This is a genomic window from Candidatus Coatesbacteria bacterium (genome assembly GCA_014728225.1).
GTDB lineage: Bacteria > RBG-13-66-14 > RBG-13-66-14 > RBG-13-66-14 > RBG-13-66-14 > WJLX01.
Genome location: WJLX01000157.1, coordinates 1 through 15,381 on the forward strand (window position 1 = coordinate 1; position 15,381 = coordinate 15,381).

The 15,381-nt window shown below is 65.2% G+C and carries 16 protein-coding genes and 2 tRNA genes; 6 read left to right on the top strand and 12 right to left on the bottom strand.

The window, feature by feature from the left end; all coding sequences use genetic code 11:
* The first annotated feature begins 207 nt into the window (after nucleotides 1-207).
* On the top strand, nucleotides 208-1,788 hold the full coding sequence (locus tag GF399_11215) for a T9SS type A sorting domain-containing protein (protein ID MBD3400882.1): 1,581 nt from the start codon (nucleotides 208-210) through the stop codon (nucleotides 1,786-1,788).
* A gap of 301 nt (nucleotides 1,789-2,089) precedes the next feature.
* Here the strand turns inward: GF399_11215 and GF399_11220 are convergent, their stop codons facing one another.
* The 9 genes from GF399_11220 to ispD form a co-directional block, all read right to left on the bottom strand.
* Nucleotides 2,090-2,788 carry a hypothetical protein gene (locus GF399_11220; GenBank protein ID MBD3400883.1) on the bottom strand — a complete coding sequence of 233 codons (699 nt, stop codon included), beginning with the start codon at nucleotides 2,786-2,788 and terminating at the stop codon, nucleotides 2,090-2,092.
* A 126-nt stretch (nucleotides 2,789-2,914) separates the two neighbouring features.
* Nucleotides 2,915-2,990 (bottom strand) — tRNA-Glu (locus tag GF399_11225).
* Nucleotides 2,991-3,395: 405 nt separating this feature from the next.
* A tRNA-Lys gene (locus GF399_11230) sits at nucleotides 3,396-3,471 on the bottom strand.
* 50 nt (nucleotides 3,472-3,521) lie between these two features.
* Nucleotides 3,522-3,962 carry a cyclic nucleotide-binding domain-containing protein gene (locus GF399_11235; protein MBD3400884.1) on the bottom strand — a complete coding sequence of 147 codons (441 nt, stop codon included), beginning with the start codon at nucleotides 3,960-3,962 and terminating at the stop codon, nucleotides 3,522-3,524.
* A 14-nt stretch (nucleotides 3,963-3,976) separates the two neighbouring features.
* Nucleotides 3,977-5,104 carry a D-alanine--D-alanine ligase gene (locus GF399_11240; GenBank protein ID MBD3400885.1) on the bottom strand — a complete coding sequence of 376 codons (1,128 nt, stop codon included), beginning with the start codon at nucleotides 5,102-5,104 and terminating at the stop codon, nucleotides 3,977-3,979.
* 131 nt (nucleotides 5,105-5,235) lie between these two features.
* The gene (locus GF399_11245) at nucleotides 5,236-5,439 is read right to left on the bottom strand and encodes a hypothetical protein (GenBank protein MBD3400886.1); all 204 of its coding nucleotides are present in this window, start codon (nucleotides 5,437-5,439) and stop codon (nucleotides 5,236-5,238) included.
* A 217-nt stretch (nucleotides 5,440-5,656) separates the two neighbouring features.
* A complete protein-coding gene (locus GF399_11250) occupies nucleotides 5,657-7,192 on the bottom strand; it encodes a HAMP domain-containing protein (protein MBD3400887.1) in 1,536 nt (511 codons plus the stop codon).
* Between the two features lie 4 nt (nucleotides 7,193-7,196).
* On the bottom strand, nucleotides 7,197-8,201 hold the full coding sequence (amrS, locus tag GF399_11255; protein MBD3400888.1) for an AmmeMemoRadiSam system radical SAM enzyme: 1,005 nt from the start codon (nucleotides 8,199-8,201) through the stop codon (nucleotides 7,197-7,199).
* Nucleotides 8,198-8,890, bottom strand: coding sequence for a 2-C-methyl-D-erythritol 4-phosphate cytidylyltransferase (gene ispD / locus GF399_11260; GenBank protein MBD3400889.1), 693 nt, complete (start codon nucleotides 8,888-8,890; stop codon nucleotides 8,198-8,200). The genes amrS and ispD overlap by 4 nt, the downstream gene beginning before the upstream one ends.
* A gap of 59 nt (nucleotides 8,891-8,949) precedes the next feature.
* Here ispD and GF399_11265 point away from each other — a divergent pair, with 59 nt between their 5' ends.
* The 4 genes from GF399_11265 (at nucleotide 8,950) to GF399_11280 (ending at nucleotide 12,099) form a co-directional block, all read left to right on the top strand.
* The gene (locus GF399_11265; GenBank protein MBD3400890.1) at nucleotides 8,950-9,663 is read left to right on the top strand and encodes a hypothetical protein; all 714 of its coding nucleotides are present in this window, start codon (nucleotides 8,950-8,952) and stop codon (nucleotides 9,661-9,663) included.
* Nucleotides 9,664-9,871: 208 nt separating this feature from the next.
* On the top strand, nucleotides 9,872-10,537 hold the full coding sequence (locus tag GF399_11270; GenBank protein MBD3400891.1) for an endonuclease III domain-containing protein: 666 nt from the start codon (nucleotides 9,872-9,874) through the stop codon (nucleotides 10,535-10,537).
* Nucleotides 10,538-10,613: 76 nt separating this feature from the next.
* The gene (locus GF399_11275) at nucleotides 10,614-10,865 is read left to right on the top strand and encodes a hypothetical protein (GenBank protein MBD3400892.1); all 252 of its coding nucleotides are present in this window, start codon (nucleotides 10,614-10,616) and stop codon (nucleotides 10,863-10,865) included.
* Entirely contained in the window at nucleotides 10,846-12,099 is a 1,254-nt protein-coding gene (locus tag GF399_11280) for a PQQ-binding-like beta-propeller repeat protein (protein ID MBD3400893.1), read from the top strand. Before GF399_11275 ends, GF399_11280 begins: the two co-directional genes overlap by 20 nt.
* Nucleotides 12,100-12,262: 163 nt before the next feature.
* Here the strand turns inward: GF399_11280 and GF399_11285 are convergent, their stop codons facing one another.
* Genes GF399_11285 through GF399_11295 form a run of 3 tightly spaced genes read right to left on the bottom strand, consistent with a single transcriptional unit; the run spans nucleotide 12,263 to nucleotide 14,202 of the window.
* Nucleotides 12,263-13,405, bottom strand: a complete 1,143-nt coding sequence (locus tag GF399_11285) for an FAD-dependent oxidoreductase (protein ID MBD3400894.1) — start codon at nucleotides 13,403-13,405, stop codon at nucleotides 12,263-12,265.
* Nucleotides 13,398-13,676: a (2Fe-2S)-binding protein gene (locus tag GF399_11290; protein MBD3400895.1), complete on the bottom strand. Its 279-nt coding sequence runs from the start codon at nucleotides 13,674-13,676 to the stop codon at nucleotides 13,398-13,400. The genes GF399_11285 and GF399_11290 overlap by 8 nt, the downstream gene beginning before the upstream one ends.
* A gap of 4 nt (nucleotides 13,677-13,680) precedes the next feature.
* On the bottom strand, nucleotides 13,681-14,202 hold the full coding sequence (locus tag GF399_11295) for a 4Fe-4S ferredoxin (GenBank protein MBD3400896.1): 522 nt from the start codon (nucleotides 14,200-14,202) through the stop codon (nucleotides 13,681-13,683).
* Nucleotides 14,203-14,725: 523 nt separating this feature from the next.
* Between GF399_11295 and GF399_11300 the strand changes: the two genes are divergently transcribed.
* Entirely contained in the window at nucleotides 14,726-15,337 is a 612-nt protein-coding gene (locus GF399_11300) for a DNRLRE domain-containing protein (protein MBD3400897.1), read from the top strand.
* Nucleotides 15,338-15,381 lie beyond the last annotated feature (44 nt).

A 15,381-nucleotide genomic window follows, 5' to 3' on the forward strand; every position in this document is an offset into this window, starting at 1 on the left:
ACGGCTAAAGGCCTACCACGGCGGTTTCAAGCACAAGTTCAGTCTCTTCATCAGGGAGATGGAGTTCAGATTCAACCAAAGAAACGATCCCGGCATGATAGACTACCTAAAAAGCATCCTGATTGGTCCATGATCGTGTGCGATCCCTATTACAATATACCTGTTCTCGTTTTACCTACTGATGAACCAACTTAAAAAGGAGCAAAGATGAAGAAGTTGCTTACAGTATTGTTTGTTTTCATCATCGTGAGTAGTGTTACAGCCGCTGATGAGTGGCACATTGAGGAAATCGGTTCTTATACAGGTGAACAAACGCGTAGTTGTGGCTACTTGCAACTAGACAGCAATAATAATCCATATATTTTATGCTGCTCAACTTACGCTTCTAATACAAATGAAAGTTGGAACATTATATATGATTTAGTGTACGGCTATAATGGTCTTACAGTAGATGACAATAATGTGCCTCATATATCTGATGCTAATGGTTATCTTTGGGAAAACTATATTCGTCATTCCTATTACGATGGAAGTTGGCAAGTTGAGCATATAGATATGATATATCTACATCAAGACAATTCAATAGATATAGATATGGCAGGATTGCCTCACATTGTTGACTACTACTATGATGACTATACTGATGCTCATCTTAAGCACTATTATTATGATGGATACGACTGGTATTCGGAAACAATCGATGACACTAACGGTGCCGGTATCTGGAACTCTATTGTAGTTGATTCGTTAAACCATATCCATGTAGCCTACGCAATCCAGCAGTCAGGTGGTGATGATTTATACTATGCTTACTATAATGGCTCCACATGGAATTATGAAGCTATTGAATCTGGAACTGATGAAGTTGGCCTATATGCATCGATAGACGTAGATACTAATAATATTCCTCACATTTGTTACTATGATGACACTAATAACACTCTTAAGTATGCATATCGTGATAGCGCATGGGATATATCGACAATTGATGTCAATAATGTTGGTAAATATTGCTCTTTAGCAGTTGACTCAGAAGATAAAATACATATATCATATTACGATGAAATTAATGGAAGTTTAATGTATGCATATTTCGATGGTGGATTATGGGAAAGATATGCGCTAGATACCTATGGTGATGTGGGTGGCTATACTGGAATTGACACAGATACAAGCAATAACCCCCACATTTCATATGCTGACTTTGATAACATTATGTTGAAGTATGCCTGGTTTGGAGACGAGAATCCAGTTGAAGATATCGAACTAACAACACATGTCGAAACGGCTGGCTTACTCCTCTCCTGGACGGTCACCGGCGACCTCCCCGCTTCCGTCCGTGTCCTGCGCGGGGTGGATGATCCCGTGGCAATCAGTGGCTCGCTGGACGGCTCGACCAGCCGCTGGCTGGATCGGGGCGTGTCCCCCGGCGAGAGCTATGTCTACTGGCTGGAGGCCACGGATAACGCGGGCCAGGTGCAAAGATTTGGGCCGACGGAGGCCGTCGTGGTGCCCGAAGAGACGCACCGCTTGACCCTCGACGAGCCCTGGCCCAACCCGGCGGATAACAGCGTCAGCGTCGCCTTCACGCTGCCGCAGGCTCAGCGCGTCAGCCTGAGCGTCTATGACCTGGCCGGGCGCCGGGTGGCGACGCTGAGCGAGGGCGAGCTGGCCGCCGGGCGGCACACCGTAAACTGGGACTGCGCCGGGGAGTCGAGCGGTGTGTATCTGCTGCGGTTGGAGACGGCGGGCGCGGCGCTCAGCCGCCGGGTCGTCATCGGCCGGTAACGAGTTGTTGTTTGCGGCACTCGGGCGGGATTTAAAAACCCCACCTGCAGCAGGACGGCAGCAGGGCGGCCAAGACCGCCGCGGAACCCGTAAGGGCGGCTGTCACCAGCCGCCCGTCTTACCTGGCGTCAGTGGGGTATGACCCGCCGAGAACCCAGGGCCGGCGCGGTTGTTGCGACGACGGACCGACGCAGGTCCGTCGTCAATGCAACAACCGTGCCGGCCCGGCACATTGCGGCAAGACCCGGGCGGGTTAATCAGGTTCCGTCGTGCAACTTCACCATCGGCGCGGCCCCGCGGTTCAGTAATCGTCGCTTACCCGCCGGTCCTCGGCGGCGCGCTCCAGATGTTGCTCGATCTCGGCGGCCTCGAGACCGCCGATGACGCCCGCCTCGCCGGCCAGCAGGTAGTAGCTCTGCCGCTCCTCCTCGGTCAGCTCGCGGGCGGCGACGATCACCCCGGAGCCCTCCTCGAACCACACACCCCAGTTGGGGGTGACGGCGAAGGTCTCCTCCTGGTTGCTGATTTCGACCTCGACCTCGCCGGCCAAGCCGCAGACCCAGCCGAGGTTCTGCGCCTCGTCGACACCGACGAAGAAGACGGTGCCGCGGACGGCGGCGCTGGAGGTGGGGGTGGTGACGACGAAGCGCTGGTCGAGATCCGTCGCGACGACCACGGCGGACAGGCCGCGACTGATGTGGAACTCGCCCCGGGTCGGGCCGCTGGGCGAGCCGAGGTTGTCCAGGCGGATGCGCGAGTTGCCGGACAGCCGCAGGTAGGAACCGCCGGGGACGCGCAGGGTGACGCGGGAGCGCTCGCCGGTTTGGACCTCGGCGCCCTCGGGCAGCCAGTCGCCCCGGGCCAGGCGCTCGTCGGGGTTGGTGTCGACGCGTTCGACGACGCCGCTGACCTCGGTGACCAGGATGCGGGTCTGGGCGGCGGCGCCGAGGGCCAGGACCGTCGTCAGGACGACGGTAACGAATACCGGGAGCCGTTTCATGGCGCTCCTTTGGTCATGATCCGGGAACGGGAAGCTGCCGCGCCGGATAAAATAAACAGTGTCTCAACAGCGGTTGTAGTATATACCAAAACGGGCGGCCGTTTCCGGCTGCCCGCTTGAGATAAGTGGTGACCCCAACGAGATTCGAACTCGTGTCGCCGCCGTGAAAGGGCGGTGTCCTAAACCACTGGACGATGGGGCCGGGTTCCCCGTGAGGGGCAAGCTATCAGTGCGTTGGCGCTGACGGGTCGTGACGCTTCGGTGTGGTCGCGGCGGCTCTTGTTGTCCCTGAGCCGGGTGATCGAACATGCTGCCGACTTTCAGTCGACCTGGCTATCTGACCAATAAGGTTAGCCCCCTGGTATGGCCCACCAGCTTAGCTCACCAGCTTCGCTCGCCTGCTTAGTCCACCAGCTTAGCTCACCAGCTTCGCTCGCCTGCTTAGTCCACCAGTTTAGCCCACCAGCTTAGCCCACCTGCATAGCCCATTAGCTTCGTCCACCAGTTTAGCCCACTAGCTTCGCCCATCTGCTTAGCCCACCAGCTTAGCCCATCTGCTTAGCCCACCAGCTTAGCCCACCTGCTTAGCCCACCAGTCGATTCGACCTGGTGAGGCGCCTGGGGGTCGAACCCAGGACCCACGGCTTAAAAGGCCGTTGCTCTACCAACTGAGCTAGCGCCTCGTTGCCTAGCGGAGTGAGAATGTAGCAAAAAGGGGGGCCGGGGTCAAGGGTCAGAGGGCGGAGAGATCCTGGATCTGGCGATTGGCCTGGCGCAGCCGCCGGGCCAGGACCTGCAACAGCTTGATGGCCAGGTTGATGTTGCCGCGCAGCAGGTTGATGAAGTCCTCGCGCTGCAGGGACCACAGTTGGCTCTCCTCGCCGCAGACCACGTCGGCGGAGCGGGGCAGATCATCGAGCAGAGCCAGCTCGCCGAAGTACTGTCCCGGACCGAGGGCGGCCAGCTCCCGGGAGCCGCCGTCGGGCAGCTTGAGCCAGACCTGCACCGTGCCGCGGGCGATGTAGTAGAAGCGATCGCCGATGTCGCCCTGGTTGAAGATGGTGGAGCCGGCGGGGAACTCGACCTTCTGCATCAGGGCGGCCACGTCGCGCAGCTCGGCCTCGGTCAGCGCGGCGAAGAACTTGGAGCGGCCGATCTCCTGGGGGTCCAGCATCTCTCCTCCCGGGGTTAGAGGTAGCGGTGCAGATTGCGCTTGGCGTCGGCGTAGCGCTCGAGGGCCAACTCGATCAGGCGCTCGACCAGTTGATTATAACTCAACCCGCTGGCCTGCCACAGCTTGGGGTACATGCTGATGGGGGTGAAGCCGGGCAGGGTGTTGACCTCGTTGAGGTACAGCTTGTCGGTGGCCGTCTCGAGGAACATATCCACCCGGGCCAGCCCGGCGCAGTCCAGGGCGCGAAAGGCGGTCACGGCGTCGCGCCGGATGCGCGACAGCAGCTCCTCGTCCACGCAAGGGGCGGGGATCAGCAGCTCCGACTCGAGGACGTACTTCGAGTCGTAGTCGTAGAACTCGCCGGCGGGCTGGATCTCGCCGGCCACGCTGGCCCGCGGGTCGTCGTTGCCCAGCACGGCGCATTCCAGCTCGTGGCCGACCACGGCGCGCTCGACGATCAACCGCCGGTCGTAGGCCGCGGCGGTGTCCAGGGCGGCGCTGAGCTCGTCCCGCCCCCGAGCCTTGCGTACGCCCACCGAGGAGCCCAGGTTGGCCGGCTTGACGAACATCGGGTAGGGCAGGTTGGACTCCAGCCGGTCGATGACGGCGCGGCGGTCGCGCTCCAGCTCCCCCCGGGTGACCCCCTGGTGATCGACGACCTCGAGACCGGCGGCCTTGAGGATCGGCTTGCAGATCAGCTTGTCCATCGCCACCGCCGAGCCGAGAACACCGGAGCCGACGTAGGGCACGTTCAGCAGCTCGAACAGGCCTTGCAGACAGCCGTCCTCGCCGTAGGTGCCGTGGATCAGGTTGAAGACCACGTCGACATCGGCCAGGACGTGGGGCCGCTCCGGGGGGCGGGGGATGTCGACGGGCTCGGGGACCGGCGGCACCGACTCCAGACCCAGCCAGTCCGTGGGCAGGGACTCGCCGGGCACCGTGCCCAGGGCGGCCCGCTCGGTGAGCTGCTCGAGGATGTTGGGACCCGTGAACCAGCGTCCGGAAAGAGTGACACCGACGGGGACGATCTCGAACCGCGTCGTATCCACGGCCTCGAGAAAGGAGCGCGCCGAGGAGAGGGAGACCTCGTGCTCTCCCGAGCGGCCGCCGAAGACCAGGGCGATGCGGTAGCTCTTCTTCATCATGGCTTCTTCGCTAATGAGGCGGTTGCGTGTATCGGCCGTCGGCCGAGCACGACGGCCGTGACGGCCCAGGGAACGGTCAACGACAAGGAGCTCGTCGCGGCGAACTCCAAGTGCACGACGCCCTGGGCTTAACCGGCCAGGACGAGGATCGCCGTCAGTCCGATCGTCGCCGGCAGGATGCGTCCAGACACCAAGAGGCAGGACGGTCCGAGAGCGGTGCGGTCGGTCAGGGCGAGAAAGCAGGGCACCGCGGTCGGCTCGTGGAGCAGCCGGTGACGGGGCGAAGGTTGGACATCGCCAAAACGACAGGGATCGCGCACGACCTCGACCATTCCGCTACCGTCCCCGGCCGCGCCCGCCGCGGCCGTTGAAAACCGACGCGGTTGCCGCCCGCCTCGCCCCGCCCGGAACTGGCACGGTTTTTGCATCTCGGCGACCGTTGGAGCGAGTGTAACGGGGCGCCTCCGCAAAAACCGTGCCAGTTCCGGGCGGGGCTCTCGCGTAGCGCGGCGGGGGGCTGGTGCTCTTCAACGGTCGCGGCGGGCGGTCTCAGCCCGCGTAGACCCGTTGGGTTTCTTCCAGGCCCTTGAGCTCGTACTGGCCCAGGTAGTCGAGGGGGCAGCCGCAGGCCTCGTTGACGGCGGCGGAGGCCAGGACGGGCCGTCCCAGCTCGGCGGACAGTCCCTGGATCCGGCTGGCGACGTTGACGGGCTCGCCGATGACGGTGTACTCGAAGCGGTTGGGGGCGCCGATATTGCCGGCGACGACTTGGCCGGTGTGCAGGCCGATACCGGCGCGCAGCCGGACCTCCATCTCGCCGGTGTCGTTGAGGGCCTCGATCCGGCGGACCATCTCCCGGGCGCACTCCAGGGCTCGGCGGGTGTGCTCCGGGTCCTCGAGGGGTGCGCCGAAGACGGCCATCACGGCGTCGCCGATGAATTTGTTGACGTAGCCGTGGTACTCGTCGACGACGGCGACGGTGGTGGCGAAGTAGCGGTTGAGCAGCCCGACCAAGCGTTGGGGTTCCAGTCTGCCGCTGATGACGGTGAAGTCGCGGATGTCGGCGAACAGGACGGTGACCTGGCGCAGCTCACCGCCGAGCCTGGGCGCTTCGGCGAGCAGACGGTCGCGCACCGCCGGGGAGACGTAGCGGCCGAAGACCTCGCGCATGCGCTCGCGCTCGACCAGGCCGTCGATCATCTCGTTGATGCCGTCGCCGAGGCGGCCGGCCTCGTCGCGGCTGGTGACGGCGATGCGGCCGTCGAGGCTGCCGTCGCGGACCTCGCCGGCGACCTCGGAGGCTTGTTTGAGCTGGCGGGTCAGACGGATGATCAGGGAGTCGGCGGTCCAACCGCCCAGCAGCAGGGCCAGGCCGGCGATGATCGCCAAGGGCGGCAACAACGGATTGTCGGTGTCGTAGAAGTAGAGGTACAGCCACATCACCGTCAGGGGCAGGGCGCCGACGAGGATGTAGAAGTAGTTCAAGCGGCTGCGGGTGTTGGCGGGCTTGAGACCGCTGCGCTCGGCGAGGTGGCCGTCGGGGAAGAAGGCCCGGATCAGGCTGGTCAGGGCCCAGAAGGAGCCGTAGTAGGCCACCGACGAGGCCAGCAGCCCGACGAAGACCAGCATCATCGCCCGCTGGCCGATGAATGTCAGGCCGCCCCGGGCCAGGCTGGGCAACAGCACGGTGAACAGCAGCAGGGGCACAAGCCAGGCCAGACCGGAGAGCAGGGCGGCGATCAGAGGAAAGCGCAGCAGGCGGCGACGGGCCTTGGACCCCGGCGCCTCACCCTGACGGCGCAGGCGTTTGATTGACTTTAGCACCGGCCACTGGTGCCAGATTATCAACCCGACCACGATGGGAAAGATGACGATGCTGTAGATGTTACCAATCGTCATGACCAACCCGAAGCGTTCGGTCAGAGCCTGGTTGGTCAGTTGGGCGATGGGCTCCAGGGGGGTGGTCATCATCAGGGCCACGTTGAGCCCCACTGCCAGGGCGTTGGCGATGACGACCCACAGAACGGGCCAGAGGAAGTGGCCCAGGTGGATTCCGGTTGCGCTGGTCGGCCTGCTTTGGTCCATCTTGCTACCTCGAACCGGTGACGAAATCGGCCGCGGTGCCGCAGGCCGAGCAGCGGTCGCCCTCGAGGGCGGCCGTGGTCGTGCGGAGCCCGCCGCGACGCACCAGCACTGCGCCGCACTCCGGGCAGCGGGTGTCGGTGTAGCGGCTGTCAGCGTTCAGGTTGCCCAGATAGACGTATTCCAACCCGGCCGTTCGGGCGATTTCCCAGGCCCGCTCGAGGCGCTCGGCCGGCGTCGGCGGGTCTTCGCGGCGCCAGGCGGGGAAATAGCGCGACAGGTGCAACGGCGTGCGCGGATCACGTTCGGCCAGCCAGGCGGCCAGGCGTTTGAGTTCGTCGTCGCCGTCGTTCTCGGAGTTGATCACCAGGTAGGTGACCTCGACGTGGGTCGGCGAGGCGATCGCCGTCTCGATCGTCCGCAGCACCGGGTCCAGCTCGCCCTTGCAGATCAGCCGGTAGAAGCCCTCACGCATACTCTTGAGGTCGAAGTTGAAGGCGTCGACGAAACCCAGCAGCTCATCCAGGGGCTCGGGTTCAATGAAGGCGTTGGAGACGCAGACCACCTGGAGATCTCGCTGGTGCAGCGGACCGGCGCAGTCCTTGATGTACTCGAACCAGATCAAGGGCTCGGTATAGGTGAAGGCCGCGCCGAGGTTGCCGGGACGATCCGCCGTTTCGGCCAGCTCGGCGGGTTCGAGGTTTCGCGTCGGAACCGCGGTTTGGCTGGAGCGCCAGTTCTGGCAGTAATCGCAGCGCAGGTTGCAGCCGTTGGGGCCCAGGGAGAGGATGGCCTTGCCGGGATGGAAGTGGTAGAGGGGCTTCTTTTCGATCGGATCCAGCGACAGGCCGATCGCCTGACCATGGGCGGCGGCGATCAGCTCACCGTCGCGGTTCACACGGATCCGACACATACCGGCGTCCCCCGGGGCGATGCGGCAGCGGTGGGGGCACAGCTCGCAGACGACGCGGTCGTCCTCCAGCGCGGTCCAGTACTCGGCGCGGCGTGTCAATCCTCGACCCTCCCTTTGGCCAGCAGGTACTCCGCGTAGCTCAGGTCATCGCGGCTGGTGAGCTTGAACAGCTGGCGGTGCCCCGTAACCAGGCGCACCGGCCGGCCCAGCTTCTCCACCAGCGAGGCGTCGTCGGTGGCTCCGGCGAGCCAATCCTCGTCCCGGGAGTAGCAGTCGCGCAACAGCGCGTAGTCGAAACACTGGGGCGTTTGCACCAGCCAGACCCGGCGCCGGTCCAGGGTCCGCTCGACCAGGCCGGCGTCGTCGGTCAGCTTGACCGTGTCCGTCGCCGGCAGGGCCGCCGCCGCGGCGCCGTCGACCGCTACGGCGGCCAGGCAATCATCCAGGACCCGGCGGGTGACGAAGGGACGGGCGGCGTCATGGACGACCACCACATCGACCCCGCCCAGGGCGTCCAGGGCGTTGGCCACCGAGCGCCACCGGGTCTGACCGCCGGTGACGACGTTGAACGTCCGCCCCAGGGCGCTGAGCTCGAGGGCCGTCCGGCTCTCGTAACCCTGCGGCGCGGTGACCGCCAGCCGGGCGAAATCGCCCCGCGCCAGCAGCCGGTTGGTCGCCAAGCGCAGCACCGAACTCATCCCCAGCGGCTCGAACTGCTTGGGCAACTCGCCGCCGAAGCGCCGCCCGACACCGCCCGCCGCCAGGATCAAACCAACCGCTTTCGCCATCGCCAGTTACCTCCGCGAAAGATTGTACACCAAAGGCCGGTCCAAACCAAGGCAGCCGCCTGCGCGGACCTGCTTGCGCCACCCGAGCGGGGGCGTTACAATGGGTCCGCTCGCCCGCAACCGAAGGGAAAACCGTGACCCTGGAGAGCATCGGCGGCGCCCTGCTCCTCGGCCTGGCCGTCGGCCCGACCTGCCTGATCGGCATCGGCGCCTTCTACGTACCCCTGCTGCTTTCCGAAGAACGGCGCGAACTCGCCGGCGCCTTCCGTTTCTTCATCCGTTTCAGCCTGGGCCGCCTGTTGGGCTACCTGGCCGTCGGCGCCATCGTCGGCCTGCTCGTCGAGCTCAGCCGGGAGATGCTCAACGAGCTCGCCTGGCTGCCCGCCGTCGGCGAGCTGCTGGCCGGGACCCTGATGCTGGCCTTCGGCATCCTGAAAAACTTCCCCCGGCTGTCGATCTGCAAGAAACTGCGGGAAAAAGAACAGAATCCCCCGGCGGCCTTCGTCGTCGGCCTGGCCACCGGACTCTCCCTCTGCCCACCCTTCGTCGCCGCCATCCTCGGCGCCGGAGCCACCGGCGGCCTGCTCTCCGCCGTGATCTTCTTCCTGGCCTTCTTCTTCGGCACCACGGTATGGTTCATCCCGCTGACCTTCACCGGCCTGCTGAGCCGCTACGCCCAGATGCGACGCTTCGCCGACATCCTCGTCCTGATCAGCGGTGTCATCTTCATCGGCCTGGGTCTGTTCCACCTGCTCAGCGGCACCGCCTTCTGAGGACCGGACCCGCGCCCGTCGAGGAAAGCATCGCGGCGCCCGGGCGCCGCGCTTGCCGGAGTTGGCACGGTTTTTGCATCTCGGCGAGCGCGCGAAACTCCCGCCGGTGTCGCCTCCGCAAAAACCGTGCCAACTCCGGCCGGGGAGAGCCAGCGTCGTCGCCGGGAGCGGCGGGCGCGGGTCCGGCCGGGGGTAAACCCGGACCACGATGAAGCCTGTCGAAGTCTACGAGCGGTTGTTGCTGCGCTTCGGCCCCCAGGGCTGGTGGCCGGCGGCTACGCCCCTGGAGGTCTGTCTGGGGGCGATCCTGACCCAGAACACCAACTGGGGCAACGTGCGCCGGGCGTTGGCGGGTTTGCGGCGTGAGACGGGGTTGGAATACGAGCGGCTCCGTGTTCTGTCGGAGGGGCGGCTGGCGGAGCTGATCCGCCCGGCGGGGTACTTCAACCAGAAGGCGCGCAAGCTGCGCATTTTCTTCGCCTGGCTGGAGCGGGAGGCGGGCGGTGACCTTACGGAACTGGCGGGGCGGACGACTATGGAGCTGCGCGGGGAGCTGTTGCGTTTGTGGGGTGTGGGCCCGGAGACGGCGGATTCGATCCTGTGCTACGCCCTGGGTAGACCGGTTTTCGTCGTCGACGCCTATACCCGCCGGGCGGCGGTGAGGCATGGCTGGTGCGCCGCCGGGGCGGGCTACGACGATTTGGCGAAGCTGTTCACCGGCGGGCTGTCCCGGGACGCGGGGGTTTACAACGAGTTGCATGCCCTGCTTGTTCGGTTGGCCAAGGTTCACTGCGCCAAGCGCGGACCCCGTTGCCGGAGCTGTCCGCTGCTCGATCTGGGTTTTGCTGAAACCCGGTGGCTTTGTGGGGCGTAGCCGAGATGGGGTTGGGTATTCAGGTTCAATACTGCTAGACTGCGGGTGTGATCGCGGTAGTTTGTCAAAGGAGAAGATGCCCCACTACGCCATTTTCGGCGATTACCGCCACCTGGACGATGTGCCGCTGAGGCCGCGCGGCGTCCGGGTGCTGGATCTGGTCGCCGCCGACGACGAGGCCGACGCCCTGGCGGGTTTCCTGGCCCGGCCCTACAACCTGCTGCACGCCGAGGGTCCGTTGTACGCCGTTCGTATTCCCCAACTGGCGGATCCGGCGTTCCTCGAGCTGCTCGACGGCGGGGAGGATAATGCGCAGCTGCGGTTGTAAGCTGCTGTTGTTGTCGGCGGCCGCGTTAGTGGTCGCCGGCTGCAACGGCCACCGCTACGACGGTCTGGAGCCGAGTTCGGCCTTCGGCGGCTGGACGGCGGCGGGGGGCGATTTGCAGCGGCGCAACTTCAGCGTCGAGGGGCCGGCGCCGCCCCTGGTGGAGTCTTGGCGTCACGAGGGTCTCATCTGTCCCTGGGGCGTCGTCGGGAATGCCGGCGTGCTCGTGCTGACGGGTCTCAACGAGCAGATCATCGGCCTGGACGCCGCGACGGGGGAAGAGCTGTGGAGCTGGGAGATGACGGCCACGCCCAACGGTCCGCCCCAGATCGTCGGCGATCGCGTCTACCTGTCCTTCGATCTGCCCCTGGCCCAGGTCTGGTGCCTGGATCTGTCGACGGGCAGTCGTTACTGGGCTCGGGCGCCCGAGGAATCCCCCCGGCACCTCGTCGCCGACCCGGACGGGGTCTGGGTGGTCACCAGCCGTGAGCTGCTGCGGGTCAGCGTTCGGGAGGGCGAGCTGGTCGAGCGGCATGAGCTGCCCGGCCGTCCCGCTGCGGGCCCTCCGGTGCTGTTGGAGGGTGAACCCCACCTGTTGCTGATGGGTCCCGAGGGCGGGGCGTTTTGGTCGCCGTCCCGCTCGCGGGAGTGGACCTTCTACGACGAGCCGGCCGCCGGTCCGCTGTTGTTGGACGACGGCTCGACGGCCTGGGCCAACCGGACGGGCGAGGGGATGGCCTACGATCCGGCGACGGCGCAGGTGGTTCCCTTCGGCCGGGCTCTGGGAGCCCCACCGGCGGGCTTGGCCGCCGACGGCCTGAATGTGCTGGCCCTGGGACGCAACGGCGAGCTGCAGCTCTGGGCGGCCTTGGAAGAGGATCGGGTTCTGCTGCCCCCCGACGGGGTGACGCTGACGCCGCCACTCTGGGCGGGCGACCGGGTCTGGATCTCCCGGGCCGAGGGCGATCTGGAGGCCTATTCGCTGAGCGGCGGTCCCGGCGCCGAGCTGGAGTACGTCTGGGAGACCGAGCGCGCCGTGCTGTCCCTGGCGCGCATCGACGGCATGTTGGTGGTGACCACGGCGGGCGGCGCGGTGATGGCCCTGGTTCACGGCGAGCCGCCGGCGGAGGAACCGGCGGGCGAGGACGCAGACACGACGGAGGTCGAGGACCCCTTCATCGAGAACGGGCGCGAGTGGATGATCGACGACGAAGCGGCGCTGGAGGTGGACGAGTAGCGCAGTAGCTCGTCTTGCGTTGTCCAGGGGAGGACCTTGAGGTCCTCCCGTTTGCTTGTCACCGCCCATGGAGTACGGCCGAAGAAACGGGCCGACCGACCGGTCGACCCCTGGGGGAGCAGAGCATAGCGCGGGCGGGCCTGCAATCGCGCCCCGCAGGATCTCAAACCACGTTGGGCTCCAGCACCAGCTCGCCCCGGGAGAAGCGCCCGGCGTCCAGAGGCTCGATCAGCTCGGGGCGGCGGCCGGACTCGAGTTCCGCGGCCAGCAGCTCGGCGGTGGCCGGGGCGATCATGTAGCCGTGGCCGGAGAAGCCGACGGCGTTGTAGAAGCCGTCGAGGTCGGGATGCTCGCCGAGGATCGGCTGGGCGTCCGGGGTCATGGCGTAGAGCCCGGCCCACTGGCGCACGACTTTGACGTCTTTGAGGAAAGGCAGAATGTGGGTGCTCATCCGCGCCATGGCCTCGAGGAACTCCCAGCTCGAGGACTGGTCGACACCGGGCTCCTCGGGCATCCCCAGGCCCATCAGGAAGGCCCCGTGGACCACCTGCTGGCAGTAGAGGTGGTGGCGGAAGCTGATGACCATGGGTTCGAACAGGCGTTCGTAGGGCTCGGTGACCAGGATCTGATGCCGCTCGGGTACGACGGGGATCTGCAGACCGGCCAGCTCGGCGATCGCGGCGGCCCAGCCCCCGGCGCAGTTGACCACCTTCCGCGTGGGATAGCGGCCGATGTCCGTCACCACGGCGCGCACGCCGTCGTCGCCCGTTTCGATCCCGATGACCTCTTCGAAGGTCCTGAGAGTGCAACCGTTGCGCAGGGCGGCGTGGGCGTAGGCGTAGTTGGTCTTGAAGGGGTTGCCGTGGCCGTCGGTGGGACACCAGGCCGCCGCGCTCAGGCCCGCGATGTTGAGCACCGGGACGATCTCCCGGGCCTCCTCGGGGGTGACCAGGCGCGAGGGGATGTCCAGGGAGTTCTGCAGCTCGATGTTCTTGCCGAAGACCGCGACCTCATCCTCGCCGTAGGCCAGGATCAGGTAGCCGCCCTGCTCGAACTCGATGTCCTCGCCCAGTTCCTCCGCCAGACCGACGAAGCGGTCGACGGAGCGCTTGGCCAGGCGGCAGTTCATCTCCAGGCCCCACTGTTGGCGCACCCCGGCGCCGCAGCGTCCGGTGGCCCCGCCGGAGACGTAGCCCCGGTCGAGGATCAGCACGTCGTCGACGCCGCGCCGGGTCAGCTCGTACCCCACGGCGCAACCCAGCACCCCGGCGCCGATGATCACCACGTCGCGGGCGCGCTCAACCATCGGCGTCCTCCCGTGTCGGCAGACCGAGGTCGACGGGATGGTAGGGCGGGCGGGCGCGCATCGGCCAGACCTCTTCGACGCTCCTGCCCGTCTCGCGGCGGATGATGCCCGCGATCAGGTGACCGCAGGTACGCCCCTGGCAGGGTCCCATCCCGGCGCGCAGGTAGTGCTTGATCTCGTCGACGGTGGTGTAACCGCGGGCGACGGCCTCCTTGATCTCGGCCAGGGAGACGTCCTCGCAGCGGCAGATGATGATCTCGTCGTCGTTCATGGGCTTATTCGTCAGAGGCGGCCGCACGGCGGGCTTCCCGCAGGGCCGGCAGGCTGATGCCCCGGGCCTCGAGAGCCGACTCCGCGGGAACCTCGAGGTGCAGCACCCAGGTGCGGTCCTTGAAGCGCACGGCCTTGCGGCAGACGCCGTCGCCGATGATCTCCCCGGCGCGGTCGGTTAGCTTGACGGCCTCGCCCTTCTCGGGCACGGGGAGGAACTCCCAGGGAACCTGGACCACGGCGCGCCCCGGACCGCCGGCGGTCAGGTCGATGATGAAGACCGCCAGTCCGGGACAGGCGGCCACGCAGATCCCGCAGCCCGTGCATTTCTCGAGGTCGACCCGCGGCAGCTCGTTGATGTCCTCGAAGGGCAGTACGGCGCAGCTCGAACAGGAGGTGTGGCAGGGATCGCAGGGGATGTGCTGGAAGCACTCGAAAACGGCCGCGGGGCCGCGCTCGAGGCGCTCGCGGGAAGGGATGACGCGCTTCAGGTCCTCGGGGGTGGGTACGCCGTCGCGGTAGAGCATGGCGGGCCTCGGTGGTGATGGATTTCACGGCCTGAACACCGGCGATATTAGCACAGCGCCCGCCCGGCGGCAAGACGGGCTCATGACGACGGAGGCGTCGCCTAGCCGTCAACCGCCGGCTTGAAGAAAACCGATTGCCGAACCTGGAAAAATGGAATACAATGGCGTTGTTTTTTTGTTTAGACACTTGAGCGGCGCCGCGATCGACTGCACGTTTTTACTGCTCGCTCAAGACGACGAGCCGACGGCGACTAACGCAGATCGGGCATTCGCAGTCTTGGCATCGGCGGAATCGACCCTATCGACCCTGGGGTTTGGCGATGTCACGAACCCGCGCCGCGTGGATGAAGACGCTCTCACCCGCAACTGCGACCGTCGGCCGCTTTGGGGCCTGAGCAAGGCCCGCATCCCCCGGCCGCCTCGTGGCTTCTCCCGCGTAACACCAGGCCGTCGTCTGACTTTCTTCCTCTAAGTCCACACTCAGGCAACAATCGGCAACAGCCCATTAACGAGGTCAACCCGCATGAAGATCAGACTTTACAGCCTGTTGCTCGTCGTCACTCTCTGGGCCGCCCCGGCCGCCGCCGCCGAAGTCACCCTCGACCCCGACGCCGACTCCTACGTCATGGCTTACTCGCCCAGTTTTCCCCGCGGGGACTGGATCAACGTTTCAATGGGTTATGATCGCGGCTGCGTCGACGCTCTGGTTCACTTCGACCTGAGCCCCTCCAGCGATATCGACGTCAGCTCCGCCGAGCTACAGCTCTACTGCTTCCAGAACTGGGACACGCCGCCCGCCGACAACTACCTCTACCTGACCGCGGCGGACTGGGACGAGGCCGCCGTCGCCTGGGACAACAAGCCAGGCTGCGACACCGCTGATGAGCTGGTTTTCGCCGCCCCCGCCGGGGAAACCTGGCTGAACCTGGACGTCAGCGAGTTCATCGAGGACTGGATAGCCGGAACCTATCCCAACTACGGCTTCTACATCACCCAGACCACCACCGTCGCGGGCGGCTTCAGCTTCTATTCACGCGAATACGATCAAGCCGACCAGCGCCCCAGACTGGTCATCCAGTACACGGGCGGCCCCGTCGAGACCGCCAGTTGGGGCGGTATCAAGGCTACTCCGTAGCGGCGAGGGCCTGAGCGCCATCAAATCTTCAAGACGGGGGCGCC

Bases quoted from the DNA above. Each gene is read 5' to 3' on its own strand.
- GF399_11215 (MBD3400882.1), top strand. From the start codon at position 208: ATGAAGAAGTTGCTTACAGTATTGTTTGTTTTCATCATCGTGAGTAGT.
- GF399_11220 (MBD3400883.1), bottom strand. From the start codon at position 2,788: ATGAAACGGCTCCCGGTATTCGTTACCGTCGTCCTGACGACGGTCCTG.
- GF399_11235 (MBD3400884.1), bottom strand. From the start codon at position 3,962: ATGCTGGACCCCCAGGAGATCGGCCGCTCCAAGTTCTTCGCCGCGCTG.
- GF399_11240 (MBD3400885.1), bottom strand. From the start codon at position 5,104: ATGAAGAAGAGCTACCGCATCGCCCTGGTCTTCGGCGGCCGCTCGGGA.
- GF399_11245 (MBD3400886.1), bottom strand. From the start codon at position 5,439: ATGGTCGAGGTCGTGCGCGATCCCTGTCGTTTTGGCGATGTCCAACCT.
- GF399_11250 (MBD3400887.1), bottom strand. From the start codon at position 7,192: ATGGACCAAAGCAGGCCGACCAGCGCAACCGGAATCCACCTGGGCCAC.
- ispD (MBD3400889.1), bottom strand. From the start codon at position 8,890: ATGGCGAAAGCGGTTGGTTTGATCCTGGCGGCGGGCGGTGTCGGGCGG.
- GF399_11270 (MBD3400891.1), top strand. From the start codon at position 9,872: ATGAAGCCTGTCGAAGTCTACGAGCGGTTGTTGCTGCGCTTCGGCCCC.
- GF399_11275 (MBD3400892.1), top strand. From the start codon at position 10,614: ATGCCCCACTACGCCATTTTCGGCGATTACCGCCACCTGGACGATGTG.
- GF399_11280 (MBD3400893.1), top strand. From the start codon at position 10,846: ATGCGCAGCTGCGGTTGTAAGCTGCTGTTGTTGTCGGCGGCCGCGTTA.
- GF399_11285 (MBD3400894.1), bottom strand. From the start codon at position 13,405: ATGGTTGAGCGCGCCCGCGACGTGGTGATCATCGGCGCCGGGGTGCTG.
- GF399_11290 (MBD3400895.1), bottom strand. From the start codon at position 13,676: ATGAACGACGACGAGATCATCATCTGCCGCTGCGAGGACGTCTCCCTG.
- GF399_11295 (MBD3400896.1), bottom strand. From the start codon at position 14,202: ATGCTCTACCGCGACGGCGTACCCACCCCCGAGGACCTGAAGCGCGTC.
- GF399_11300 (MBD3400897.1), top strand. From the start codon at position 14,726: ATGAAGATCAGACTTTACAGCCTGTTGCTCGTCGTCACTCTCTGGGCC.